This is a genomic window from Sinanaerobacter chloroacetimidivorans (genome assembly GCF_018128545.1).
GTDB lineage: Bacteria > Bacillota > Clostridia > Peptostreptococcales > Anaerovoracaceae > Sinanaerobacter > Sinanaerobacter chloroacetimidivorans.
Genome location: NZ_JAGSND010000002.1, coordinates 25,736 through 50,320, shown reverse-complemented (window position 1 = coordinate 50,320; position 24,585 = coordinate 25,736). Strand labels below are relative to the sequence as shown.

Annotated in this window: 23 protein-coding genes and 1 tRNA gene; 15 read left to right on the top strand and 9 right to left on the bottom strand. The window is 42.2% G+C overall.

The window, feature by feature from the left end; translation table 11 throughout:
• Positions 1-188 precede the first annotated feature (188 nt).
• On the top strand, positions 189-1,802 hold the full coding sequence (locus KCX82_RS03235) for a hypothetical protein (RefSeq protein WP_227017012.1): 1,614 nt from the start codon (positions 189-191) through the stop codon (positions 1,800-1,802).
• Between the two features lie 343 nt (positions 1,803-2,145).
• Positions 2,146-3,534 carry a stalk domain-containing protein gene (locus KCX82_RS03230; protein WP_227017011.1) on the top strand — a complete coding sequence of 463 codons (1,389 nt, stop codon included), beginning with the start codon at positions 2,146-2,148 and terminating at the stop codon, positions 3,532-3,534.
• 177 nt (positions 3,535-3,711) lie between these two features.
• Here the strand turns inward: KCX82_RS03230 and KCX82_RS03225 are convergent, their stop codons facing one another.
• Complete coding sequence (locus KCX82_RS03225; RefSeq protein WP_227017010.1) at positions 3,712-5,307, bottom strand: histidine kinase N-terminal 7TM domain-containing diguanylate cyclase; 1,596 nt, start codon at positions 5,305-5,307, stop codon at positions 3,712-3,714.
• 307 nt (positions 5,308-5,614) lie between these two features.
• Positions 5,615-5,691: transfer RNA gene (locus KCX82_RS03220), tRNA-Arg, on the bottom strand.
• 181 nt (positions 5,692-5,872) lie between these two features.
• On the opposite strand from KCX82_RS03220, the gene KCX82_RS03215 reads away from it, so the two are divergent.
• Complete coding sequence (locus tag KCX82_RS03215) at positions 5,873-6,997, top strand: GGDEF domain-containing protein (RefSeq protein WP_227017009.1); 1,125 nt, start codon at positions 5,873-5,875, stop codon at positions 6,995-6,997.
• Positions 6,998-7,036: 39 nt separating this feature from the next.
• On the opposite strand, the gene KCX82_RS03210 is transcribed toward KCX82_RS03215, so the two are convergent.
• From KCX82_RS03210 to KCX82_RS03200, 3 genes are read right to left on the bottom strand one after another with little or no spacing between them, the layout of a single operon-like run.
• Entirely contained in the window at positions 7,037-8,527 is a 1,491-nt protein-coding gene (locus KCX82_RS03210) for a sensor histidine kinase (RefSeq protein WP_227017008.1), read from the bottom strand.
• Positions 8,517-9,218 carry a response regulator transcription factor gene (locus KCX82_RS03205; RefSeq protein ID WP_227017007.1) on the bottom strand — a complete coding sequence of 234 codons (702 nt, stop codon included), beginning with the start codon at positions 9,216-9,218 and terminating at the stop codon, positions 8,517-8,519. The genes KCX82_RS03210 and KCX82_RS03205 overlap by 11 nt, the downstream gene beginning before the upstream one ends.
• Positions 9,219-9,248: 30 nt before the next feature.
• Positions 9,249-9,821: a DUF4342 domain-containing protein gene (locus tag KCX82_RS03200; RefSeq protein WP_227017006.1), complete on the bottom strand. Its 573-nt coding sequence runs from the start codon at positions 9,819-9,821 to the stop codon at positions 9,249-9,251.
• Between the two features lie 240 nt (positions 9,822-10,061).
• On the opposite strand from KCX82_RS03200, the gene KCX82_RS03195 reads away from it, so the two are divergent.
• Positions 10,062-10,496 carry a DUF3842 family protein gene (locus KCX82_RS03195; protein WP_227017005.1) on the top strand — a complete coding sequence of 145 codons (435 nt, stop codon included), beginning with the start codon at positions 10,062-10,064 and terminating at the stop codon, positions 10,494-10,496.
• A 151-nt stretch (positions 10,497-10,647) separates the two neighbouring features.
• Here the strand turns inward: KCX82_RS03195 and KCX82_RS03190 are convergent, their stop codons facing one another.
• From KCX82_RS03190 to KCX82_RS03180, 3 genes are all read right to left on the bottom strand, one after another.
• Positions 10,648-11,928: a glutamate-5-semialdehyde dehydrogenase gene (locus KCX82_RS03190; protein ID WP_227017004.1), complete on the bottom strand. Its 1,281-nt coding sequence runs from the start codon at positions 11,926-11,928 to the stop codon at positions 10,648-10,650.
• A 30-nt stretch (positions 11,929-11,958) separates the two neighbouring features.
• The gene (locus KCX82_RS03185; protein ID WP_227017003.1) at positions 11,959-12,933 is read right to left on the bottom strand and encodes a metallophosphoesterase; all 975 of its coding nucleotides are present in this window, start codon (positions 12,931-12,933) and stop codon (positions 11,959-11,961) included.
• Positions 12,934-13,061: 128 nt separating this feature from the next.
• Positions 13,062-14,081: a ribonuclease H-like domain-containing protein gene (locus tag KCX82_RS03180; RefSeq protein ID WP_227017002.1), complete on the bottom strand. Its 1,020-nt coding sequence runs from the start codon at positions 14,079-14,081 to the stop codon at positions 13,062-13,064.
• Between the two features lie 330 nt (positions 14,082-14,411).
• On the opposite strand from KCX82_RS03180, the gene KCX82_RS03175 reads away from it, so the two are divergent.
• The 5 genes from KCX82_RS03175 (at position 14,412) to KCX82_RS03155 (ending at position 18,498) form a co-directional block, all read left to right on the top strand.
• Positions 14,412-14,672, top strand: coding sequence for a stage V sporulation protein S (locus KCX82_RS03175; RefSeq protein WP_227017001.1), 261 nt, complete (start codon positions 14,412-14,414; stop codon positions 14,670-14,672).
• Positions 14,673-14,848: 176 nt separating this feature from the next.
• Entirely contained in the window at positions 14,849-16,282 is a 1,434-nt protein-coding gene (purB, locus tag KCX82_RS03170) for an adenylosuccinate lyase (RefSeq protein ID WP_227017000.1), read from the top strand.
• Position 16,283: 1 nt separating this feature from the next.
• On the top strand, positions 16,284-17,093 hold the full coding sequence (proB, locus tag KCX82_RS03165; RefSeq protein ID WP_227016999.1) for a glutamate 5-kinase: 810 nt from the start codon (positions 16,284-16,286) through the stop codon (positions 17,091-17,093).
• The gene (gene proC / locus KCX82_RS03160) at positions 17,093-17,896 is read left to right on the top strand and encodes a pyrroline-5-carboxylate reductase (RefSeq protein ID WP_227016998.1); all 804 of its coding nucleotides are present in this window, start codon (positions 17,093-17,095) and stop codon (positions 17,894-17,896) included. Before proB ends, proC begins: the two co-directional genes overlap by 1 nt.
• A gap of 65 nt (positions 17,897-17,961) precedes the next feature.
• Positions 17,962-18,498 (top strand): NUDIX domain-containing protein, encoded by a 537-nt coding sequence (locus KCX82_RS03155; protein ID WP_227016997.1) that lies wholly within the window; start codon positions 17,962-17,964, stop codon positions 18,496-18,498.
• Here KCX82_RS03155 and spoIIM read toward each other — a convergent pair.
• Positions 18,464-19,084, bottom strand: coding sequence for a stage II sporulation protein M (gene spoIIM, locus KCX82_RS03150; RefSeq protein WP_227016996.1), 621 nt, complete (start codon positions 19,082-19,084; stop codon positions 18,464-18,466). The two genes, KCX82_RS03155 and spoIIM, sit on opposite strands and share 35 nt — an antisense overlap.
• A 219-nt stretch (positions 19,085-19,303) precedes the next feature.
• On the opposite strand from spoIIM, the gene xerD reads away from it, so the two are divergent.
• The 6 genes from xerD to KCX82_RS03120 all read left to right on the top strand — a co-directional run bounded on the left by xerD (position 19,304) and on the right by KCX82_RS03120 (position 24,580).
• On the top strand, positions 19,304-20,194 hold the full coding sequence (gene xerD / locus KCX82_RS03145) for a site-specific tyrosine recombinase XerD (RefSeq protein WP_227016995.1): 891 nt from the start codon (positions 19,304-19,306) through the stop codon (positions 20,192-20,194).
• 181 nt (positions 20,195-20,375) lie between these two features.
• A complete protein-coding gene (rplS, locus tag KCX82_RS03140; RefSeq protein WP_227016994.1) occupies positions 20,376-20,723 on the top strand; it encodes a 50S ribosomal protein L19 in 348 nt (115 codons plus the stop codon).
• 78 nt (positions 20,724-20,801) lie between these two features.
• Positions 20,802-21,929 (top strand): ribosome biogenesis GTPase YlqF, encoded by a 1,128-nt coding sequence (gene ylqF, locus KCX82_RS03135; RefSeq protein WP_319633330.1) that lies wholly within the window; start codon positions 20,802-20,804, stop codon positions 21,927-21,929.
• Positions 21,930-21,946: 17 nt separating this feature from the next.
• Positions 21,947-22,603: a ribonuclease HII gene (locus tag KCX82_RS03130; protein ID WP_319633329.1), complete on the top strand. Its 657-nt coding sequence runs from the start codon at positions 21,947-21,949 to the stop codon at positions 22,601-22,603.
• Positions 22,604-22,781: 178 nt separating this feature from the next.
• Complete coding sequence (locus KCX82_RS03125; protein ID WP_227016993.1) at positions 22,782-23,792, top strand: energy-coupling factor ABC transporter permease; 1,011 nt, start codon at positions 22,782-22,784, stop codon at positions 23,790-23,792.
• A complete protein-coding gene (locus KCX82_RS03120) occupies positions 23,780-24,580 on the top strand; it encodes an energy-coupling factor transporter transmembrane component T family protein (RefSeq protein ID WP_227016992.1) in 801 nt (266 codons plus the stop codon). Before KCX82_RS03125 ends, KCX82_RS03120 begins: the two co-directional genes overlap by 13 nt.
• Positions 24,581-24,585 lie beyond the last annotated feature (5 nt).

Sequence of the window (24,585 nt, the reverse complement as noted above, 5' to 3'; positions counted from 1 at the left end):
CGCTCAATTCGTGAAGCGAATTGTTAGCGAACTTATGCAAGGAAATCACAAATCTTTGATTTGTAGATTTCTACTGCTCTTAGCTCGCTCAATTCGTGAAGCAAATTGTTAGCGAACTTATGCAAGGAAATCACAAATCTTTGATTTGTAGATTTCTACTGCTCGAAGATGAAAGGAGGAAGAAATCAATGAAAAACCGCACCAAACGATTTTTGAGCATTTTGCTCGCAGCAGGATTAGTTTTGAGCATGGGAGGTATGGCCGCAGCCACCTCGCCGGAAGGAGAAGAGGTTACCCCAGAAGCGGAGGTAAGCGCCTCAATGTCATATCAAAACAATACTGTGACCTTACAGGGTTCAGGGGGAATCCAGATTACAAACGGCACTTTCACAGTGAAAGAACTGAGTATTACTCCGGGACAAGATCCTAATGGGCGTAACTATGTCGGACAGGTTCATACCTTGTCGAACGGGCAGTTTTCCTTTGAGGTCGGGCGCAGCGGATCGGAGACTGTGGCTTCCTGGTTCAATGCAAGGCTTTCAGGATTTAATGACGACAGTGTGAACGGAGACCGCACAACCTTTGACCACACGGCAGGAGAGCTCAATTTTGCATTCATTGGAGACCTGACGCTTTCGCTTACCGCTCCGGGCTTTCCCCAGGGTATAACGGTTACCTTTTCAGATGCTGCCTTTGCCCAAGGCAAATCCGGCCTGAGCAATAATTGGTGGTTTGGGCAGAAGCAAGGGCAGCACACACGTGACAGTGACGGTCCTAACCGCGTGCTTGCGTTTGGTACCGATAGCAGCGGACGCACGGTGTATGCTTCGTTTTTACGAGGAGGAAATTCTGTTAGCACAGTGTCGCTGGAAGCTTTGTATGTTCCCAGCGCTGCGGCAGACCGCGCAGCAGCGATTCCCAACGTCAAGGCTGCTTTCGATGCATTGCCTGTTAACGGCAGCTTGACAAACCTCCAGGGATTTACCGGAAATTATGATGCTGTTTCATGTCACGTTCAGGGGTATACACAGTATGATAATGCGGAAGGAAACCGCTACGCCCTCTTGACACACAGCGTCTCAACTGCTTCTTATGCCCATATCGTTGCCGGTACGAAGAATGGTAATGACAAGTATGGGTTTAAGACCTATCGAAAGGACTGGAGGCATCCGGGAGGGGTACAGGGGATAGGCGATTATCTTCTGGTGCCAACTGAGCAGGAGACTCAGGCTCATATCGCGCTGTATGATCTGCGTTCTCTGCCGGTGCAGGAGCTGCGCAGGGTTGAATCCTTTGACCTGGCGGTGAATCATAAGGCAGGGGCTTTGGGCATTACCACCTACGAAGACGCAACGGGGACCGCATACTATCTGCTGATTGTTGCTCATTTGGATGAGAGTAACAGTGTTTATCATATTTATCGTGCGCCAGCTGCCGGAGGGCTTGAAAATGCATCCTTCTCTGAGGTGGGAAGCTTTGGTTTCGAAAAGGATTTTCAGGGGTTTGGATTGGTCACTGAAGAAGATACCAATGATGTTTATCTGATTGGATTATGGTCCCGGAGTGAAGGGGTGTCCTATGCAGATTATGCATATCTGTATCAAATCGATACGCGAAACTGGACCATCGGAGAAGAGCTTGACCAAATTCATATGATCAGCACAGGGGGCGGAATCGGTACTTTTGGTGTGCATTTCCGTTATGGTGCGGGAGTGTTTGTCACACCGGATCAGAAGCTGGTTATTTCCGCTACGGAGCGTAATCGTGGCAGCTCACTGGCTGTAAACGACTGGATGAATTAAAGCGGGTTTGCTGGGACGTTAAAAACAGCTCAGAAACGCGACTTCCTGAAGTTTGGCAGTATAAATAATAGAATAATCTCTCATTATATCAATTTGTGTCCTCTAAACAATGCAATTTAACTCCTCAACGCGAAGGTGTCCTTTGGTATTTGGTAATACCATTAGGACGCCTTTGTGTTTTAATTTCTCCGAGAAAAGATGGCGTCGTAATGCGGAGGTGCTGCCACCAAATCGAAGTTTATTGCTTTGGTTTTCCAAGGCGGTAGAAACCATTATATGTTGAAAATTACCAAAATATGGAGTAAAATAAATAGGTCATTTGTTTATTCAGAAGGAGGAAGTTATGAAAATCAAAAAAATATGCGCAATAATTTCAGTATTGACGATTGCAGCTATGTTACTTAACCCAATTTCGGTTAGTGCCGCTGGAAACACCTTTAAAGAGGGTGATAAGATTCAATTCGGTTCATATTTAGGCGAAAAATTGACCTGGACTGTCATTGACATTGATGAAGCCGGAAACCCCTTAATATTTGCTGATAACCTCATCGGGTCAAAGGCGTATGATGTTCCGGATTTTAATAAGCAATTTACTTATACATGGCATTCCCCAACCGAAACTGCAACTTCAAAGCTTTACGCAAGGTTTGAATGGGGAGTCAGTACTTTGCGCGACTGGTTGAATTCCGTAGAATCGGATGCTTCAAAGATTAAATATACAACAGAAGTAAATCCGTATGAGAGTAGTTTTGATTCCGGATACATTCCGGGTGAAGGTGGATTTCTCAGTGCCAAAAATTTTTCCACAGCTGAAGCTAGCTTAATAAAAGAAGTAAATAACAAATCCTATTTAATTCAATACGAACAAAATTTAAAAGAAAGCGGAAGTCGTTATATTGAAATACCCCAAGGTACATGGGATATGTATGATGCGGCAAAATACTTTGATAATGCATACAGCAGGACGGTTTCCGATAAAGTATTTCTTTTAAGTCTCTCTGAATATATCAAGGCGTATGAGGTTATGGGAGATCGTGTTGGTAAAACCGACTTACTACCGACTGTAAAAAATATGCTGAAGGATAATTATAATTTTACAAGTAATATGGAGGCATATCTATTAAGGGATAATTATATGTCTGATGATAATCTGATCCCTTACAATATGATTATGAGTACCCAGTATATAGGTGATTATAGGAGCATAGGCGGGTATACCGGAGCAGAAGGCAGATCTATTGAGTTAAAGTTATATGGGGTTCGTCCTGCTTGTTGGATAGATTCCTCAAAAATAAGTTCCTTGGGGGGTCTTGGGATCACAACATATCCATACATACTAAACGGAACACCATACCAAACGATTAAAGGAGCTGTTAATATTAATATTGATGGTTATGATGTCAAATTTATAACCGAATCAGGGGTTCCCTTCATTGATGGCGCCAGCCGCACCCAAGTTCCGCTTAGAGTAACGCTGGAAAGCTATGGTGCAACAGTTTCTTGGAATAGCTCAACAAAGACGGCAATCGTCGAGAAAAACGGGATAAAGGTGGAAGTACCAGTTGGGAAAAATTATATAATTGTTAACGGAGTACAGCAAACCATCGATACCGCTGCTCAAAACGTCAACGGAAGGATATATCTGCCTATCAAATCGGTTGTTGTTGCTCTTGGCGGAGAAGTGGTCTGGGATTCGGTCACAAAAACCGTTCTTATCAGCAAAGATAAATAGCCATCAAATTTATGGCCCTGTGTAACTATATAATAAACTTCAAATACCCTGAAAACCTCCCCAAAACATGTGAAAAGGAGCTGGGCACAAGCGATTTTTCAACGCTAGTGTGACAGCTCCCTGGTTAATGTTGACAAAATAAATGCAAGCCTGTTTAAAAACAAGTGCTAACCTGCGTTAAAAAACAACCTTATTCTTTCCGCCGCTTTTGGCTAAATATAGATTATTGTCAGCTCTTTTTATTAAGTCATCTTTTTTTGCATTTGTTGAGCAGCATACTGCGCCAACACTAACTGTCAGGTTGCCGCCTGGCTGTTTGTCCTGAAACATAAAATCATAATTTTCCACAGCTTTTCTTATCTTCTCTGCAACTATTCTAATCCCTTCCTCTGAAGTTTGGCAACAAATAACGGCAAACTCTTCTCCACCATATCTGCATAATATATCAGTTGGATACAACACTTCTTTAACAACAGTAACAATTGTTTGTAAAAGTTCATCTCCTGTCAGATGACCGTTGTTATCGTTATAGATTTTAAAATAGTCTATATCAAACATAATTAATCCAAAATTATTAGCTCCTTTGCATGGTTCCTGACCATAGATCTGTAGTCTGTTTACACGGTCAATCTCTTGTTGTAATCTTTCATCAAAGAAATATCTATTATATGACTGCGTCAGCCAATCTCGAGTTGCCAAACTCTGCAGCTTTTCATTGAGCTGCATGACTTTCTTTAAATTGTTTTTATGCTCCGTGATATCTTTTTTTAAAATTATGGTTCCTATATGATTGCCGCTGATATAAATAGGTGTGATTTCCACCATATAATAGGTGAGATCTTTACCTACGGATCTGGATATTTCAAAGCTTACTTTTTTTTGCTCATGAACTGCCTCGTCTAAAACATCCATAAACTTCTTAAAATCGGAATCACTATAATTTTTTTTGATTATCTCCATAATGCCAACTTTTCTGGCTGCCCCGGCAAAACCACCTACAAAAGCTTTATTGTAATCAATGATTTCAAAATCCTCATTAATAACCACATAGCTGTCAGAAATCAAATCAACGACTGTTTGCAAGGCGATGGGTATTACATTTAGGAAATCAAACTTTACCGTCGCTAATATAAAGAAACTAATGGTAACGGCAAAGGCAATATTTTCAATTGCTGTTGACCAATCAAAGATCTTAAATGTGCTTATAGCATCAATGATCAATGAAATCATAAGGCCAATAAATATTAACAATGATTGTTTAGAAAAAACGCCATAATTTTTAATAGAGAAAACTATAAGATAAGCCAACCCGATCCCGATACACAGATAGGAATATATCGTATGTATGGTAAAATAGATTCCAAAATTTTGCTCGGAGGGTATCAGGCTAAAAGTAGTATAAAACAAGTGATGACTCTGATTCGTAAGAAGAACCGCGATAGAGATGACGGGAACGATAAACAGCAATGTATGCTTCCAGGTAAATTTTATTTTGGTTCGAGCAAATATTAACCCGGTAAATAATATTGAAATCGATATTAGAATCGTACCCAAAAAGTACAATCGTTCACAAATTGACAATATCCACGGGACATTGTCAAAAGTCTGATACAATAATACTGCAACATTCCATATTAGAATACTTATCGTTATACTTAAAACAGCATAATGAATTTGTTTTTTCTGTTTTCTTTGTGCTACTAACAATAAAAAATATAGCACAACCAATGTGGATAGAATCAGCAGTGTATAAACCATATCGACATTGTCCAAATTATAAAACCCTCCTCATCATGGGCTTGCCTTTCGTAATTCTCTCCTGTTTTAACATCAGGATTTTAGTGCTAATTATAATATCGGCCATAAGTTTAATCAATTTAGCAGTAACAGCAATTTCCCGGAGCAATAACGACATTTCCAATGTACTTCTCGTTGCTCGGCATCTTTATTTTATCCGCGCCCAGAGGGATTTCCACAAACACTTCGTGTTTGCCGTCCTTGACCGTAGGTCTGCGGACCGCCTGACTAAATGCAAAAATGAGATACCCCTAATTTTTTATGGGATATCTCATTTTTTCAATGGTGCGCCCAGAGGGATTCGAACCCCCGACCTTCTCATTCGTAGTGAGCGACTCTATCCAGCTGAGCTATGGGCGCATACCTCATGAAATTCAGAGTACGGTGTAAATTATACTACAGAATGAAATGCTTTGTCAAAACAAAAAAAATTTATTTTAATTAAATGGATAATGATACCAACTTGTTGACAAACGAAAAACTGGAAGAAATTGATACCTTATGGTAGAATAAAGGAAAAACGGGAAGGAATATGTCGTTCATGGAACTGGCTCAAATCATTCAACTGAATATCTTTTCTTTCATAATTCTGGTTCTGATTTACTCTAATGAACGGAAGATGAAAGAACAGCTGGTTACCTATAAAATATTTAAGTTTATCGTCAAGGTAGGCATGCTTCTGTTGATTGTTGATACCTCGGCCTGGTACTTCAATGAAAAGTCTGGGAATCTTAATTTATTCGGAAACCAAATCAGTAATCTGATTCTCTATATTTTTGCCATTGTGCCGGTTGCTCTTTGGCTGCTTTATGTCTATTTTCAAGTAATTCACAATAGAAACAGAGCTACAAGAGTCATCATTGCGGCTTGTCTCTTAGTCTTTGTTAACGGATTACTCTCTCTCATGAGTATTAAAACAGGATGGTATTATTCTATCGATTCTAATAACGTATATCACAGAGGCCCTTATTTCTGGGTTCATGTGCTGTTATGCTATTCTGTGGTAAATTACACATTTTTCTTTATCCTCTTTAACCGTAGAAAAATAGATAAACGATATTATAAATCTCTGCTTTTGTTTCCCATTCCTCAACTGGTGGGGAGTGCGCTGCAGGTGGCATTTTACGGTATCTCCCTGAATTGGAGCGGCCTGACCATTTCCTTACTGATTGTATATTTTAATATTCAGGATATGGGACTGAATACGGATTATTTAACCGGAGTTTTTAACAGAAGGATATTGGATTATCATTTGAGAGATAAAATCAATAACACCTCTAAAAACAAGACCTTTTCTGCCATTCTCATCGATCTTGACGACTTTAAGAAAATAAATGATAACTTTGGTCATCATGTGGGAGATGAGGCTCTTCAGGAGACGGTTGGATTGCTGAAGAGCAGTTTAAAAAAGGAGAGCTTTATTGCCCGTTTCGGAGGGGACGAGTTCATTGCTGTGCTGGATATTGACAGTATTAAACATCTGGAAATGATCATCTATCGTATCAACAACAATGTGAGGGCATATAATCAGACCAGCGGAAAGCCGTATGAAATAAAACTCAGCATGGGATACTGTGTTTATGACTATTCTTCCAAGATGAAAGTGGAGGAGTTTATCAGGCAAATAGACCAACTCATGTATGAAAACAAGAAAAAAGGAAAGTAGCGAAAGACGCTCTTTCCTTTACACGATCTATATCAATATTTATGATGTTTCAGCTTCCGTCTTCTGAATCCAATCTTCCGCCGGCAGCGCTGCTTTGGAAAGATGAATGGTGGTACGGGTTCCAATGTCTTTCCTGCTGAGGACCTCAATGGTCCCGCCGTGCCTGTCAATAATCCACTTCATAATCGAAAGCCCGAGACCGGAACCGCCTGTTTTTCTGGCTCTGGACTCATCGGATCGATAGAATCGATCGAAGATGTAGGGAAGATTCTGCGCATCGATTCCAATACCGTTATCCTGTACGGAAATTCTTATCTGATCCGTTTCACCCTTTACACCAACCACAATTTCACCATTTTCAGGTGTATATTTGATGCTGTTGTCAATGAGGATCCGCAATGCCTGCTTCATAAGCTGACGGTCTGCATAGATCAGATTGGGTTCAGTAGCCTTCATCCGGAAAGTATGCAGGGGATCGATCATTTGTGTTTCCTTTATAATTTCCTCAATCATCTCTGAAACATCGAAGACCTCAGGATAAAGGTGGAGGGTTTCGTTGTCTCCCCTTGCTAGGAATAGCAGTTGCTCGATGAGTTCTTTCATATTTTCGGACTCGCTTTTTATTGCGTCGATAGCTTCCTGCATGGTGACCTGATCGTTTTTACCCCATCGATCCAAAAGATTGGCATAGCCTTGAATGACAGATATCGGTGTTCGCAGTTCGTGGGATGCATCAGATACAAAACGAACCTGAGATCCATAAGCTTCGTCAATTCGGTTCAGCATACTGTTAATGGCAGAGGCCAAAGCGGAAAGCTCACTTTGAGAACCGTCTACCGGCAGCCGTTTGTCCAGCCTGGAGGCATCGATGTTGCTTATGGTTCCTGCCAGTTCGCGCAGTCGTTTCATTTCCTCAGGAGGAAGAGAACCGACAGAAGAGAGATTTTGCGCTTGTTGAGTCATATCGGAAAGAGGACGGAGAATCCGGCGTACGCTTCTTATCCCTTTAGGCAAGCCGTTTAACAGAATCAGTGCTTCCAGAACCAGCAGAACGTAAAACAGAGGAATCGGCCGACTCAAAGCAGCACCCAGATCATAAGTGATGAGTGTGTTTTCCTCAGGAAAGTTCATTTGGTAATAGTAGCCCTCAAGCCATCGGGAAGGGTCTCCCTTCGTTTTATAGCCGATTTTTCTGAGCACTTCATAATCCTTTAAAGGAGTTTTCTCATGAAGGTATGGCCATAAATCAATACCAAGCTCTTTGTCATCAGTTTTTTCCACCTGAAAATCCAGATTCTTTACTTCTGAAGAGGCATCTGCTCCCATTATGATAACTGCATTTTCTTCAGAAACCCATAAAGAATAGAATAAAACCATCATACAAATTAAAATATTTATCGTGATCAATACCCCTATTGCATAGCTGAAGGTATGAAGGTTCAGTTTCATCACCAGGGATAGTCTGACTTTTCCTGCAGTATTGCTGTTTTCCGAAGTTCTCTTTTTATTTTGCGTTTCCTTATTCTTCACGAATCACGTACCCCACACCCCGTATGGTTTGAATGATTTTCAAACCGAAGGGTTCTTCAATTTTTGCCCGCAGATAGCGGATATAAACATCGATTGCATTGGTTTCGCCTGCGAAGTCATAACCCCAAACCCGGTCAAGCAGCCGCTCCCGGCTCATGACAAGGCCTTTGTTTTGAAGCAGATAGGCCAGCAGATCAAATTCCCGTTTGGTAAGGTCTACAGATGTGTCTTTTACCCATACTTCTCTGCTGTCGGGGTTCATTACCAGTTCACCTGCAACCAGGCAGTGACCCTCACTTTTATTTTGTCTGCTGTTTTCGTGATTGGCGCCATTGTTTCGAAGAACTGCACGGATTCTGGCCAGCAGCTCTTCGATGGCAAAGGGTTTGGTAATATAATCATTGGCTCCGGCATCTAATCCGGCAACTTTATCCATGGTAGCATCTCTGGCAGTCAGCATGATGACAGGCACTGATGAAGTCTGGCGAATCCGCCTTAATACTTCCAGACCATTGAGTCCGGGCAGCATGATATCCAGTGCGATGAGATCAAAGGCCTTTGATTGTGCCAGAGCAAGGCCTGTTCTTCCATCCATTGCTTTTTCCACTACATATCCTTCAAAAGCCAGTTCCAGCTCTACAAAGCGGGCAAGCTTTTCTTCATCTTCAATGATTAAAATGCGTTCCTGCATAACATCCTCCCATAGCAATTCATTTACATTTTATTTGCGAATATCATTTTTGAAATCTTCTGCGGCTCTGGCTACAGAGTCCATAGCATCATTTACTTTGTCGCATCCCAGGTCAGGTCCCTGAAAAGAATAACGGAAGCTGAAGAACAAACCGATGATCATTAACGGAATGACGAACCAGAATGCAAAGACAAGAAGCAGAACCAATGCGGTGACCGGGAGTTTGATGATGTGATCACCGTTTTTTTCCACGATCAGAGCATTCACATTTCCTTTGTGGATGACTCTGCCGACCCATTTGAAAAAACGATTCATGGTTTGACCAAAGCTGGAGCCTTCACGGCCGTTTTCCTTCCCGTAATGGACATTCTCTTTTCCGTGGTGATTCCGGTTTTCTTTTTCGCTTCCGGCAGTGCTGATCACATTGACTGCACCGGAAACATATTGACCTCCGCCCTGCGGTGATTCCACTTTCCCTTGACGTTCCAGATCAATTAATGCCTGAAGAATATCACCTTCCGCATTTTCTAACGCTATTTTTGCCTCATCATAAGAAATATTTGCATATTCTCGAAGCTTTTCTACTTGTTCTAATGTTACCATAATATTGAATTCCTCCTTGATAGAATATTTTTAATATGGTTTCATTATAGGGTCGAATCCTTCAAGAAAAATTTGACCAAGATTAAAATTTCATTAGAATCATGTTATCTATTTCACAGAATAACACGGAGAAATGGAAAAGTCTATATGGTAGAGTATACTTGAAATTTCATGCTGCATTGATTTTATTGCAGTTTTGTATATAATAGAGGGAGAACATGAAGAGATGAGGGATAGAAAATGAGAATTGCAGTAGTAGACGGACAAGGCGGCGGAATTGGAAGAGCTATCGTTGAAAAAATAAAATTAGAAATGCCCAGAGAAGAAGTCCTGGCGTTGGGAACAAATTCAGTGGCTACAGGCCAGATGCTCAGGGCAGGAGCCGATGACGGTGCTACAGGAGAAAATGCCATTGTCCACAATATGAAATATATTGATATCGTCGTAGGTGTCATCGCCATCATCAACGCAAATTCAATGCTGGGAGAACTGAGCCCGAAAATGGCCTGTGCCATCGGTGAAAGCAGGGCATTTAAAGTGCTGCTGCCAATTAACCGGTGCAATATACATGTTGTCAGTGTAGAGGAGCAGCCGCTGGGCGTTCATATTGATAATGCTGTCAGAGCCATTAAAGACTATGTGATGAAAATGGAAGGGAAACAGCTTTCAATATAAGAAATCCATAACAGCTTTAAATGATACGGTTTCAAAACAGGTTTGAATATGGCAATTCATAAATAAAAGCATCTGCTCCGGCAGATGCTTTCGTTGATTCCGTCAGTTTTATTTTTTTATTTCATAATTATATTTATTATAATATATTCTTTTATAAATCTTTAAATTTAAAACTGCTTCTGCCTTCCGCATAATCGGCAACAATCTGTCCGTTTCCGTATAGTTTGTATTTATAGGTAACAAGACCATCAAGCCCTACTGGTCCTCTTGCATGCAGCTTTCCGGTACTGATTCCGACCTCCGCTCCAAAGCCGTAACGGAAACCGTCTGCAAAACGGGTGGAGCAATTTTGATAAACACCTGCGGAATCGACAAGAAGCATAAACTTTTCGGCGGCTTCTGAATTTTCCGTAATGATACTGTCCGTATGATGGGAGCCATATTTATTGATATGGAAAATAGCATCCTCCAGACTGTCTATCACTTTAACGGAGATGATATAATCCAGATATTCCGTTTCAAAATCCTTCTCTTCGGACGTTTCACAGGATATGATTTCTCTAGTTCTCTCACAGCCTCTGATAATCACATCTTTTTTCTCCAGGGCTTCCTTTACAGCAGGCAGCAGCGTTTCAGCAACGTCCCGGTGGACCAGCAGGGTTTCCACGGTATTGCAGGCCGCTACATATTGGGTCTTGGCGTCTACGATAATGGGTATGGCTTTGTCCGGATCTGCATCCTTGTCTGCAAAGATATGGCAGATACCGTCAGCATGACCCATTACGGGGATTTTGGAATGTTCCATGATGTATTGCACAAATTCATTGGAGCCTCTTGGAATTAACAGGTCGATGGATTCGTGGCATTTTAAAAGCTCGTTGATATCTGCTCTATTTTCAATCAAGGTCAAGAAGCCCTCCGGAATACCGGCCTCAACTCCGGCTTTATGAATGATTTCAAATAGAACCTTATTTGTGTGGGCAGCTTCGCTTCCGCCCTTTAAAATAGCGCAGTTTCCGCTTTTTAAGCAGAGGGAGGCAATCTGCACCAAGGCATCGGGACGGGACTCAAAGATGACCCCAATCACTCCGATAGGGCAGGTTACCTTATATAATTTTAGCTGATCATCCAGCTCCCGCTCCAAAAGCTTCGTCCATAGAGGATCTTTCAGGGAAAGCAAACTCTGAATTCCGTCAACTACATCGGATAATTTCTGATCGTCAAATTTTAGCCGTTTCATAATAGGTGAGGAGAGCTTTGCATCTATTCCCCGGTCTAAATCCAATTGATTGGCCTCCAGAATTTGATCACGATTTGACAACAGAGCCTGGGCTATTTTGGACAAGGCTTGATTTCTTACTTCGCCGCTCAGGTTTGCCATCAGAAAACTGTCGGATTTGATTTGTTTGGTAAGTTCTATGATATGATCCATGAATCTATCTCCATCTCCTTTAATAAAATTTTATTCTGCTTCACTGACCGGTTCCCCGGGATTTATTTGAAAAAATTTGAGAATGCCCTTCGTTTTTTTGGCTGCGCATACTCCCTGGGTTCGGTAGGTGGAAATCGGCTCAGGCCCTTTGATCAGAGTCCGCTTGATATATACGGTCCCGTCCTTCTTGCTGTGCATGTTCCAGGAAACCAGCATGATTTTTCCGTACATTAGTTCCAGACAGGTGATGCCCCTCGGATGAATGCAGCAGCCCGTATTAAAATAAGCAGGCTCGCTGCAGGACGGAAATTTGGGCCGGTGTGTATGGCCGCAGATAATCATAATATCACGCTGTTCGTTCCATTTATTATAACTTTTTTCTATTTTATGCCGCTTCGTGCGGTTTCTTGCAGGGCTTGCAGCATATTTCACTCCAAGGACATGCAGAAAACGCCATATGTAGCGAATCAATACATAGGAGACACGCCAAAGCTGATCGTTTATGAGATCCCCCTGGTGTCCATGTACAACAAAGATTTCCTGACCGGAATTGCGGTGCTTTAAAATCAGCGCTTCATGGACATTTAAATTTGGAAACAAGTCCTCTTTTAAATCGAGATATTCGTCATAGATATGATAAAGGTGATCCTTAACATATTTAGGATCACGAAGCTGCATGTTATGATTGCCGAAGAGCATATAAAATCGATTGGCTTTATGGAAATTCTTCAGCATTTCAAAAACAGAAACATGAGCGGAACGGATATGATCGTATTTCGGATGTTCCCAGAGCTCATCTCCATCCCCAACCTCCACATAAGTAAAGTCGTTTTGATAGTAATAATTCAAGGCATGATAATAGATATGACGATTTCTTCCGAATTCATCGGATAAGCTGTCGTCACCTCTATGGACATCTCCAAAAAAGACAAATTTTGAGGCATCATCAAAAGGTACCGGAAATGCTTTTGTAAACACTTCATCAAGTCTGGAACGGGTATTCATAGTTTTCGAATCCTTCTTCTATTAGTTTCTTGATTCAGTCTGGTACTGCGAGCCATTGGTTTCATTGACTGATTTTCATATTACGTTTTATTATACCATAAAATGATGGAAGTTTATGACCATTCAGATTAAAGTTCTTTTAAAATTTCTTCCAGCAAAAGCCTTAGAAAATGGTTGACCTCCAAATAGTTCAACGCGTCCGTTTCCTTCACCAGGAGGTAACCGCTTTGATAGCCCGGATACTTTTCCAGTTGTGCCGAATCAATCCGGAAGTCCTCCAAGTCGATATAAAGACAATCCAGAGCAGCCCGACAGGGTATTTTTATAAACAGCTGCTGATTTCGATGAGACAGCTCCGCCGCATAGGCACTGTTGTAGCAGCGATATTCCATAGGGATATTTTTATGTCTGCCAATTATGTAAAGGACGTCTTTTTTCAAGCTTATGGATTCTATCAGAAGCCGCTTGTCTTCCAGGAAAACCGGAAACCCGGTGTGGAACATGATTTCATGCAGATCCAGCTTGTCCAATATTTTCATGAGCCTTGTAAGCTGTAATATATCATCTTTATTATGCAGCAGGATTTTTTCACGCAGAGATTCATCCTTCGTTTTTAAATAGTCATAGTACATTTCAACACTGTCTGCTCCGGAAATTTCATCGGAACGGTCAGACCACAGCCCCAGATAGGTTTCGAGGGTCTTCTGCTTCAGGTTGGGAAGGCTTTTTCTGATATTGGAATAGCGGTCTACGGTTCGGTATAAATCCAAACTTTTATGCATGGAAAAGCAATGCAGGGGAGATTTGTGAAATTCTTTGCAGAGCCCATGAAAGTGAAATCGTTTACTCAGGAAAGGCAGGTCAAAATGGTCCCCGTTGTAGCTGACCAGAACATCCAGCTTTTTAATCTCATTCAGATACGCTTCCAATAAGGTGGCTTCTTCTTCTCTGGATTCGGAAAAAATTTGAAGGGAGCGAATGCCGTCGTCCTCTTTTGTGACAAGGCCGCCGAGAATCACCCTGTTCCGATCCGGATTTAATCCTGTAGTTTCGATATCCAGAATACCAATTTTTAAATTTTTAAAATAAAAATTAAAAATATTGGAATGATAAAAAGGATCCTGGTAGTTTTTTTCTTCAATATGCAATATATCACCACCTTTCTGATTTATTGTAACATAAATCGGCCTTTTAAAGCTGCAAAAAACAAAACAAACTGCAGGGGAGCAGTTTGTTTTGTTCAAAAGGGGTATTGGGATTAGAGATTAATGAGGTTATCAGGGGGATAACCACGAACACATTATAACTAATTATGATACGAAATGCAAGTCTTCGACAAAAAAATAAATAAAAAAATTTTTTTATGTCGAACGGTTTTTAAAAGGAAAAAAGAGGAATATAATAATGCACAAAGAATATAGTAAAGCAAAACCTATTCAAAAGGGAATATTTAACAAGTATTAAGGGAGGTTACAACAATGGAAGTATTAAAAGTATCAGCGAAGTCAAGTCCTAACTCTGTAGCAGGAGCTTTGGCAGGCGTATTGAGGGAAAAAGGGGGGGCAGAAATCCAGGCAATCGGAGCGGGGGCTCTAAATCAAGCGATTAAAGCAATCGCCATTGCTAGGGGCTTTGTAGCACCCAGTGGTATAGACTTAGTGTGTATACCTGCATTTACGGACATATTAATAGACGGAGAAGAAAGAACTGCAATTAAACTTATTATTGAACCGAGATAGGTTGAATCTGAACGGAAAAACTTGAGAGGCTGTGTTTTGCTTGCACAGCCTCTTTTTCAACGGCTATTTTTGTGAGAAACAAAGGTAGCCGTTCTTGATTTTGAGTGAAAAATATTATATAATTGGTTGTTAAAAATGCAGATATTATAAATATATAAGAAGGAAGAGGAAGTGAAATGAGCAGAGACAGATACGAAAACCCATTGATTACCAGATATACCAGTAAGGAAATGGCATACATTTTTTCATCAGATGTCAAGTTCTCAACCTGGAGAGCTTTGTGGATCGCTCTTGCAGAAGCGGAAAAAGAACTGGGACTTCCTATTACGGAAGAACAGATTTCTGAACTGAAAGAATTTCAAGATAAAATCAATTACGAAGATGCTGAAAAAAGAGAAAAAGAGACAAGGCATGATGTTATGTCCCATGTTTACGCCTACGGACTGCAATGCCCGAAAGCAAGACCGATTATCCATCTGGGGGCTACCAGCGCTTATGTTGGTGACAATACGGATATTATCGTCATGAAGCGGGCTTTAGAGCTGATTCGGCAAAAACTGGTTCATCTCATGGCAAAACTCAGCAATTTCGCGCTGGAATATAAATCCCTTCCTTGCCTGGGCTTCACTCATTTTCAGGCAGCACAGCTTACCACGGTGGGCAAAAGAGCCTCTTTATGGCTTCAGGATTTCTACTTCGACTACCTGGAATGTCAAAGACTGATCGAACAGCTGCCTCTTTTGGGCGTAAAAGGAACTACCGGCACGCAGGCCAGCTTTGTAGAACTCTTTGACGGAGATATGGAGAAGGTGAAAAAGCTGGATGAAATGGTGGTGGAAAAACTGGGATTCCGGAAGGCGGTAGCCGTATCAGGACAAACCTATACCAGAAAACTGGATTTTATGGTTCTGGCTGTATTAAGCGGAATCGGTCAAAGTGTTCATAAAATGACCAACGATATCCGACTGCTGCAGCATCTGAAGGAAGTGGAAGAACCTTTTGAAGCCAATCAGATCGGATCATCCGCCATGGCCTATAAGAGAAACCCCATGAGGAGTGAAAGAGCCGCGTCCCTGGCAAGATTTGTGATGAACTGCACCGATAATTCGGCAGATACCGCCAGTACCCAATGGTTTGAAAGAACCCTGGACGATTCGGCGAACAGAAGAATCGTGATTCCCCAGGCCTTCATGGCAGTAGACGGAATACTGGATATCTGCAGAAATATTTCAACTGGCCTTATCGTACACAACAAGGTCATCCATCAGCATATCATGAATGAGATTCCTTTCATGGCAACGGAGAATATTCTGATGGAGGCTGTAAAAAAAGGCGGAGACAGACAGGAACTCCATGAGCGGATCAGAGTGCATTCTATGGAAGCCGGAAAAAAAGTAAAAGATGAAGGTCTTAAAAACGATTTGCTGGAAAGAATCGCTGCAGATGAAACCTTTGGATTAACACTGGAAGATGTGAAAGGGCTTTTGGAGCCGTCGGACTATATCGGCAGATCGGCAGAACAGACATCGGAATTTATAGAAGAATATATCATGCCAATACTCAGGGAAAATGAGGCCTTTATTGGCGGAGAGGTAGAATTAAGGGTTTAGTATGAGCGCAATAGGAGAAGTAATTCACAGTAGTAAGAAAATTGTAATTAAAATTGGAAGTAATGTACTCTCAGATGATCAAGGACATGTCAATAAGGAAACGCTTCACAATATTGTGGAGCAGGTGGCAGAGCTTATCGGACAGGGAAAGCACCTGATTATTGTTTCCTCCGGCGCAGGAATTTGCGGCGTAGCTGCCATCAATAAATGGAGCAGAAGAGGGGATATCAACTATAAGCAAGCACTCTGCGCCATCGGACAGGTTGAATTGATGAATGCGTACAAGGAATTTTTTGGGGACTATGATCTCCATGTAGGACAGATGCTCCTCACCAGAGACGATTTTGGCGATCACATCAGAACGCTGAATATAAGAAATACCTTGTTTACTTTGGTGGATGAAGGTGTGGTTCCTATCATCAATGAAAATGACAGCGTCAGTGTTGAGGAAATCAAGATCGGAGACAATGACACCCTGGGAGCTTTGACTGCTACCTTATGGAATGCGGATCTGCTGATTGTCCTGAGTGACATCGACGGTGTCTTTGATAAAAATCCGAAGGATCACAAAGACGCGGAACTCATCGATGAAGTATATGATATTGACGGTCTGCTCGATGAAATAGATTCTCGAGGCAAGAGCAGTTTCGGAACCGGCGGCATTGTGACAAAGATTCAGGCTGCCCGCAGAGTAAACGAATACGGGATTCCCATGGTGCTTGTGAACGGAAAAAAGAAAGACGTTATTAAAAATGCCATGGCAGGTACGGGAAAAGGTACTGTATTCTTTGGAAAGCAGGGGGAAAGATAATGAAGATTGGTTTTATCGGAACAGGAAATATGGGCACCGCTATTATGAAGGGATACCTTTCGGTACATGAGAACAGCAATCACGACCTTTATGCTTACGATAAAGAGAACAGCAAGCTGGATGCACTATCCCGGGATCTTGGAATCCAAAGCTGTGAAAGCATCGCTGACTTGGTGACGAAAAGTGAGATTATCGTTCTTGCCGTAAAGCCGAATATTTTTGAAATGATTTTGCCGGAAATCAATGAAGTGTATCAACCGCACCAGATTCTTGTTTCCATCGCTGCAGGCATCAGCATCCGTTATCTTGAAAGCTTTATCAAGCATCAGAATCCGAAAGTGGTTCGGGTTATGCCAAACACTCCGGCTATGGTAAACGAAGGAATGACGGCAATTTCGAAAAACGATCATCTTGATGATGAAGAGTTTCAGGGTGTTGCAGAGCTGTTCCGCTCCATCGGCAAGGCGGAAGTATTGGATGAAAGTCTGATGGATACGGTAATAGGTGTCAGTGGAAGCAGTCCAGCTTATACCTACATGTTTATTGAAGCATTGATTGACGGTGCAGTGGCAGGCGGTATGAAAAGAGAACAGGCGGTGGTCTTTGCCGGCCAGGCAGTTTTAGGCGCTGCAAGAATGGTGCTGGAAACAGGAATTGATCCTGTGACACTGCGAGAGAATGTCTGCTCTCCCGGCGGTACTACCATAGAGGCAGTACAGGTCCTGAAGGAAAGAGGTTTTCAGGATATTGTAAAAAAAGCAGCCGAAGCTGCTTCAGAAAAGTCGAAAATGATGACGAAATAGTTTGCCGGCAATTTGCTTTACTAAACAGTCAGATTGGGCGGACAAGCAACAAAGAAGGTGAAACCATGGTATTTGAAGAAAAAACCATTTCCAGTGAACGTATCTATGAAGGCAGGATTTTAAATGTTCGCCGGGATAAAGTAACGGTAAAAGACAACCAGACATCTTACCGGGAAATTATTGAGCACAATGGCGGCGTGGCACTGGCTGCAGTTACCGACGACGGAAAAATGGTGATGGTAAAACAGTTTAGAAAAGCTGCCGAAAAGGCAGTGCTGGAGGTTCCTGCAGGAAAAATTGAGGCAGGGGAGGATCACCGATTAACCGCAGAACGTGAATTGAAGGAAGAAACCGGCTATTCCGCAAGGGAAATTCGTTTTCTCACATCCTTTTATTCCTCCATCGGATATTCCACTGAAGTGATCTATCTTTATCTCGCATCGGGTCTTACCCCTGGCGAGACGGATTTTGATGATAATGAATCCATTGACATTCTGGAATATGACAGATCCGAACTAAAACAAATGGTACTGAGCGGGGAGATAGAAGATGCGAAAACCATTGCTGCTATACTATTAGTTGAGTCAATAATGGAGAAATAAAGGATTCTATAAAACTGCCGGCTAACACGGCGACGATCAGGATAATGTTTATAAAGGTATAGGAGCCGGAGCTTTCAACCAGGCTCTTCTTCATCCCGAACCTACGGTTGGAGATGGTATGGAAGGCTACATTCAATGCGGCAATTCCGGCTATGAGAATCGCGGGAATCAAGATGAGATTTTGCGGCAGCATAGAGGTGAAGATCAGTGCAACGCCTTTATAGGACATGGAATCTATGAGCAATGCAGCGGAAAATCCCAGTGCCATGCCTTTATAGGTCAGTGCGGCAAGTGCTATGGGAAAACCGATGGCGGTCAGGCCTGATACGGCCATGATCAATAAAAGAATAAGATTGTTTCCTGCTGAACTGAAAAAAATCTTTGAGAAGGAAACATCGTTATAGTTTGACAGAAGAAGATACTGTCCTAAATAATTTATCATATTCTCCTTTTCCGTACTATTCATTAACAGCTCTGTGAAAACACCTGCAGATATCCCCAACATGAAAAAAAACAAAGCAGCTGCAAAGCTGGTACTGCTTCCTGTTACAAGGTTTGATGTATGATTTAACGTATGTCTTTTCATTATGATCCTCCTCTCATACCTCTCTATTTAAGGTATGTACAACAGCTAGCATTTAGTACAGGTTTTTCTTATACAGCAGCCCCGGATTCACAAATTATTATTTGTTAAATCGAAACATAAAAAATATTATTGTAAACTTAAAAGTCTTACGCTATACTAAATTCGTACCCTATAAAAAGGCGATGAAAAGACGATAGAAATTACATTATGGAGTGACCTATGGACCGATATTTAAATGAATTTATGCAGTATTTAAAAACAGAAAAAAAGATGGCCAAAAATTCGCTGGAAGCCTATCAGCGTGATATCCTTGAGTTTTGTGCCGCGATGGGTGAAAGAGGAATTACGGACTTGACCCAGATCAGCAATACCGAAGTGGTAGCTTACTTATTAAAGCTCAAAAATGAGGGAAAATCAGCCGCAACCGTAAATCGGAAAGTTGCTTCATTAAGAGGATTCTATCAATTTATGACAGTACAGAATTACATAACCTTAAATCCCACCATAAACATAAAGTCGCCGAAAATAGAAAGAAAAAATATTGAGTATTTATCTCTGGAAGAAGTCGACCGACTTTTGCAGCAGCCGGATCAGTCCGTAAAGGGAAAGCGGGACAGGGCAATTCTTGAACTGCTTTATGCCACCGGTCTCAGAGTCAGTGAAATCATTGAAATGAATGTGGAAGACGTGAACCTTCGAATGGGTTTCGTGGCTTGCACCGGGGAACACGGCAAAGCGAGAATCATACCCATGGGAAGACCCGCAAGAGCAGCGGTTGAAGAATATATTTATGAAATCAGGTCAAAATTAATACATCAGGATCAAGCCGGTGAAAAAGCGCTGTTCCTGAATTACTCCGGCGGACGGTTTACCAGACAGGGACTTTGGAAACTGCTGAAGGAATATGCAAGACTAGCGGGGATTGAAAATAAATTAACCCCTCAGACCCTCAGGAATTCCTTTGCCGTCCATATGATCCAAAACGGTGCGGACTTAAAGTCTCTTCAAGAGCTTTTGGGACATGAAGATATAACGGCTACCCAAATTTATCTTTCCGTCTCAAAAAATCGTATTAAAGAGGTTTATGATAAAACACATCCAAGAGCTTAACCAGAATTGAAAATCAGCATAACCGGTGTAATTCGAATAGAAATTTAGACTTGATTTGGATTTTGGATTATGTTAAAATAGTTTCTGGTGTATTACGGGCGGTCCTCTGGATATCGTGTACCGGACAGGAAAGTACATGCTAGGATACCAAGAACGTCTATGAGGAAAGGAGGAATATATAATGGATTTAATGAAGGTCATTGCACAGGAATATGTGAGAGAAGATATCCCACAGTTCTCAGTTGGAGATACAGTCAAAGTACACATTAAGATCAAAGAAGGAAATAGAGAAAGAATTCAGATTTTTGAAGGCTTTGTTCTGAAAAGACAGAATGGCGGGCTTGGAGAAACCTTTACGGTAAGAAGAATTGCTTCCGGAGTAGGTGTGGAAAAGACATTCCCGATTCATTCACCTAGAATCGACAAGATCGAAGTAGTGAGAAAAGGCGATGTTAGAAGAGCGAAGCTCAACTACATGCGAGAAAGAACAGGAAAAGCTGCTAAGATTAAGAGCAAAGAAATGAAATAAAAAAATGTGGGGAGCCGTTACGGTTCCCCTTTTTTATCGAATAGGGAAATATCGTTTCCTATTCGATAAAAAGAGGGAGTGCAGAGGGGCCCGCCCTCTGCCGTTAAGGAGGATGCTCAGGCCGCTTGGCGGCCGCCGAAGGGAACCATAGCCTTTTTGCCCCAAGCTTGCCTTTTTGCCGCGGCTTTAGCCGCAATGGCAAAACGGACAGCAGCGAGCAAAGCGAGTCGGAGGCCACAGGCCGTTGCTTGGCTTGGCAAAACGGACAGCGAAGCAAGCGTAGCTTGCGTAGGAGGCGAAGCCGTTGGGTTCCCTAGCGGAAGTGGCTCAGCCACTTTTTTCAATTTATGGGAACAAGAAAGGATAGGAAAGATGGAACATATCAACTGGTATCCGGGCCATATGAAAAAAACCAGAGAGCTGATACAGGAAAACCTTAAAATGGTGGATACCGTTATTGAGGTCATAGATGCCCGTATTCCCGTATCCAGCAGAAATCCCATTATAGACGAATTAGTCAAGAATAAAAGAAGAATCATCATCCTGAATAAAAGTGATCTTGCAGACCCTCAGGCAACGGATAAATGGGTGGAGCATTTCAAATCCAAAGGGTATTATGCCTTGATCATGAACAGTGCTTCCGGAGCGGGTACGCCACAGCTTATGAAGCTTCTGAATTCCATTCAGGAGGAAAAGAATGAGGGGAAAATCATTAAGAAGGCACTGAGAATGATGATTGTCGGTGTTCCCAACGTGGGAAAATCGTCGCTGATCAATCGCCTTACGGGGAAAAAAAGTGCCAAAACCGGAAACAAACCCGGCGTTACGAGAGGGAAACAATGGCTGAATCTGGGAAATGATATGCAGCTTTTGGATACCCCGGGTATTTTATGGCCGAAGTTCGAAGACCCCAGCGCAGGCTTGGACTTGGCTTTTTGCGGTTCTATCAAGGATGAAATTCTCGATATCGCCACCCTTGCATTGGAATTGATCACCGTTTTGCAGAACGATTATGCGGATCTTCTGAAGGACCGATACAAGCTGGAGGAGCTGGGCGCAACACCCCTGGAAACTATGGAACGAATCGCAGAAAAGAGAGGGTTTATCCAGGCCGGCAGGAAAATCGACTATGAAAGAACGGGAAGAACCGTCATGGATGAATTCAGAGCAGGAGTGATCGGGAGGATTACCTTGGAAAAGGTTTAATCGAAGGAGTAATCGAAGTGAAGAAAGAAGAAAGAGAGCTTCTGGCGAGGCAAAAGCTTCTGGAAATGATGGCTTTTGAGAAGGAATTGTTCGCCAGAGGCATTCGCTATATCGCCGGCGTTGACGAGGTGGGCAGAGGACCTTTGGCAGGTCCCGTTGTGGCTGCCGCCGTAATTCTTCCCGAGGATTTTGACGTAATCGGAGTGGATGATTCCAAGAAGCTGTCCGAGAAAAAAAGGGAAGAACTCTTTTACATAATTAAGGAAAAAGCAATCGCCTATAGTGTCGGAATGGTCGATAATAAAGTGATTGATGAGATCAATATCCTGGAGGCAACAAAACTTGCCATGAAGCGGGCCGTCCTGGCGCTGAAGCCGAAAGCTGAATACCTTCTGGTAGATGCACTCACCTTAAAGGATGTGAAACTTCCTCAGAACGGCATCATTAAAGGAGACTGCAAAAGCGTCTCAATCGCTGCAGCATCCATCATTGCAAAGGTTACCAGAGATCACATGATGAAGGAATTCTCGAAAGAATTTCCTTACTACGCCTTTGAGCAAAATAAAGGATACGGCACAAAAGCGCATTATAAGGGGCTTGACGATCATGGAATCTGCCCGCTGCACAGGAAAAGCTTTCTTGATCTTCCATACCTTATTGACAATGCGGAATAGGGAGTATATAATTAAAATGTTGAAAAGGTGTCAAGAAGGCACCCCCGGTATTTGAAAATATATGAAAGAAACCTTTATATATTTGTTTGATTGCTGATTAGTACCATGAAGGTGCGTGATGATTTTATGAATTTCATGCTTCATGGTATTTTTTTGCGTAAGAAGGGAGTGTCAGATTATGCACATGGCAGATGCGTTAATTACACCTGCGGTCGGCGGAGTGATGCTGGCGGTCAGCGCAGGCACCATAGGATATTCAGTAAAAAAAGTAAAGGAGGATTTGGACGAGAAAAAGGTTCCCTTGATGGGAGTCATGGGGGCTTTTGTATTTGCGGGACAAATGATCAATTTTACCATTCCTGCAACCGGATCCAGCGGGCATATCGGAGGAGGCATCCTTCTGGCAGCCCTTTTGGGACCCTATGCCGCCTTTTTGGTTTTATCCGCAGTTTTGCTGATTCAGGCGTTGTTTTTTGCTGACGGAGGCCTGTTGGCTCTGGGCTGCAATATCATAAATATGGGATTTTTCGCTTGTTTTGTTGCTTATCCGTTGCTATACAAACCAATTGTTAAAAAATCCTTTACCCCGAAGCGTATTACCCTGGGAGCTATTTCAGCAGTCATCGTCGGGCTGCAGCTGGGAGCATTTTCCGTAGTATTGGAAACCTTGATCTCAGGTGTTACTGAACTGCCTTTCCTTTCCTTTCTGATGCTCATGCAGCCGATACACCTCGCTATCGGTCTGGTAGAAGGGATTGCAACCGCTGCGGTACTCTGCTTTATCTATCAGGCAAATCCGGTACTTTTGGATGGTGAAGCCGACATGGAAAGAAGCGGGACCATGACAGGGAAAAAAGTTCTGGCAGTATTGATTGCGGTAACAGTTTTTATAGGAGGTGTACTGTCTTCGTTTGCTTCTGCCTATCCGGACGGGCTGGAATGGTCCATGGAAGGTGTAGCAGGCACGGCTGAGCTGGAAAGAGGGGGTTCTGCGTATCATGCCGCAGCAGATATCCAGGGAAGAACCGCTTTCCTTCCTGATTACGGATTTAAGAACAGCGATGAATCAAGTGCCTTGGCCGGAACGGCAGCATCCGGAATTCTGGGAGGAGCCATTACACTGGGTGCAGCAGGGCTTGCCGGATATTTTATAACTCGTTCAAAGAAGAAGGTTAAATGTCAAAATTAACACAGTCCTTAAATAAAATAAAGAATTTGGATGAACTTTCCGAGGGCCAAACCTGGGTTCATTCTCTTCATCCAATGGCAAAAATGATTACAACCGCCTTTTATCTGGTGGTTGTAATTTCCTTTGATAAATATGATATTAGCGGAATGATCCCTTTCTTTTTATATCCAATCCTGATCATGTCCCTGGGAGAGATTCCTTATGGCCTGGTGCTGTCACGATTATTGGTGGCATTGCCTTTTTCATTTTTTGCAGGTCTGTCCAATCTGTTTCTGGACAGGCAAATTGTATTTATGCTTTTTCAGGTCCCTGTAACCTATGGACTTCTTTCGTTTTTTTCTATTATCCTGAAAACCGTTCTGACGGTAATGTCCGTATTGATCCTGATTGCTACCACTCCTATGGATAAAATCTCACATGAATTAATACAGAAAAAGGTTCCCAAAATATTTATTGTACAGATGATGCTGACCTTTCGCTATCTGCGCCTGATTATGTCGGAAGCCGGTCATATGGTTACGGCCTATCATCTTCGTTCCTTAAAGCAAAAGGGAATCCAGCTCCATCATGCAGGCTCCTTTCTGGGACAGCTTCTGCTGCGGAGCTTTGATAAGGCAGACCGTATCTATTTCGCAATGAAATGCAGAGGCTATCAGGGAGATTTTCCAAACGCAGTCTCCGAAAGCATGAAATGGAAGGATACCGTTTATTGGATTCTGTTATGCAGCTTATTTTTACTGCTGCGATTTGTAAATTTCAGTTTATTGATAGGAACTGCAATCGGTTAAAACAG

Coding starts and splice junctions, on each gene's coding strand:
- KCX82_RS03235 (WP_227017012.1), top strand. CDS start 189: ATGAAAAACCGCACCAAACGATTTTTGAGCATTTTGCTCGCAGCAGGA.
- KCX82_RS03230 (WP_227017011.1), top strand. CDS start 2,146: ATGAAAATCAAAAAAATATGCGCAATAATTTCAGTATTGACGATTGCA.
- KCX82_RS03215 (WP_227017009.1), top strand. CDS start 5,873: ATGGAACTGGCTCAAATCATTCAACTGAATATCTTTTCTTTCATAATT.
- KCX82_RS03205 (WP_227017007.1), bottom strand. CDS start 9,218: ATGCAGGAACGCATTTTAATCATTGAAGATGAAGAAAAGCTTGCCCGC.
- KCX82_RS03200 (WP_227017006.1), bottom strand. CDS start 9,821: ATGGTAACATTAGAACAAGTAGAAAAGCTTCGAGAATATGCAAATATT.
- KCX82_RS03195 (WP_227017005.1), top strand. CDS start 10,062: ATGAGAATTGCAGTAGTAGACGGACAAGGCGGCGGAATTGGAAGAGCT.
- KCX82_RS03190 (WP_227017004.1), bottom strand. CDS start 11,928: ATGGATCATATCATAGAACTTACCAAACAAATCAAATCCGACAGTTTT.
- KCX82_RS03185 (WP_227017003.1), bottom strand. CDS start 12,933: ATGAATACCCGTTCCAGACTTGATGAAGTGTTTACAAAAGCATTTCCG.
- KCX82_RS03175 (WP_227017001.1), top strand. CDS start 14,412: ATGGAAGTATTAAAAGTATCAGCGAAGTCAAGTCCTAACTCTGTAGCA.
- purB (WP_227017000.1), top strand. CDS start 14,849: ATGAGCAGAGACAGATACGAAAACCCATTGATTACCAGATATACCAGT.
- proB (WP_227016999.1), top strand. CDS start 16,284: ATGAGCGCAATAGGAGAAGTAATTCACAGTAGTAAGAAAATTGTAATT.
- proC (WP_227016998.1), top strand. CDS start 17,093: ATGAAGATTGGTTTTATCGGAACAGGAAATATGGGCACCGCTATTATG.
- KCX82_RS03155 (WP_227016997.1), top strand. CDS start 17,962: ATGGTATTTGAAGAAAAAACCATTTCCAGTGAACGTATCTATGAAGGC.
- spoIIM (WP_227016996.1), bottom strand. CDS start 19,084: ATGAAAAGACATACGTTAAATCATACATCAAACCTTGTAACAGGAAGC.
- xerD (WP_227016995.1), top strand. CDS start 19,304: ATGGACCGATATTTAAATGAATTTATGCAGTATTTAAAAACAGAAAAA.
- rplS (WP_227016994.1), top strand. CDS start 20,376: ATGGATTTAATGAAGGTCATTGCACAGGAATATGTGAGAGAAGATATC.
- KCX82_RS03125 (WP_227016993.1), top strand. CDS start 22,782: ATGCACATGGCAGATGCGTTAATTACACCTGCGGTCGGCGGAGTGATG.
- KCX82_RS03120 (WP_227016992.1), top strand. CDS start 23,780: ATGTCAAAATTAACACAGTCCTTAAATAAAATAAAGAATTTGGATGAA.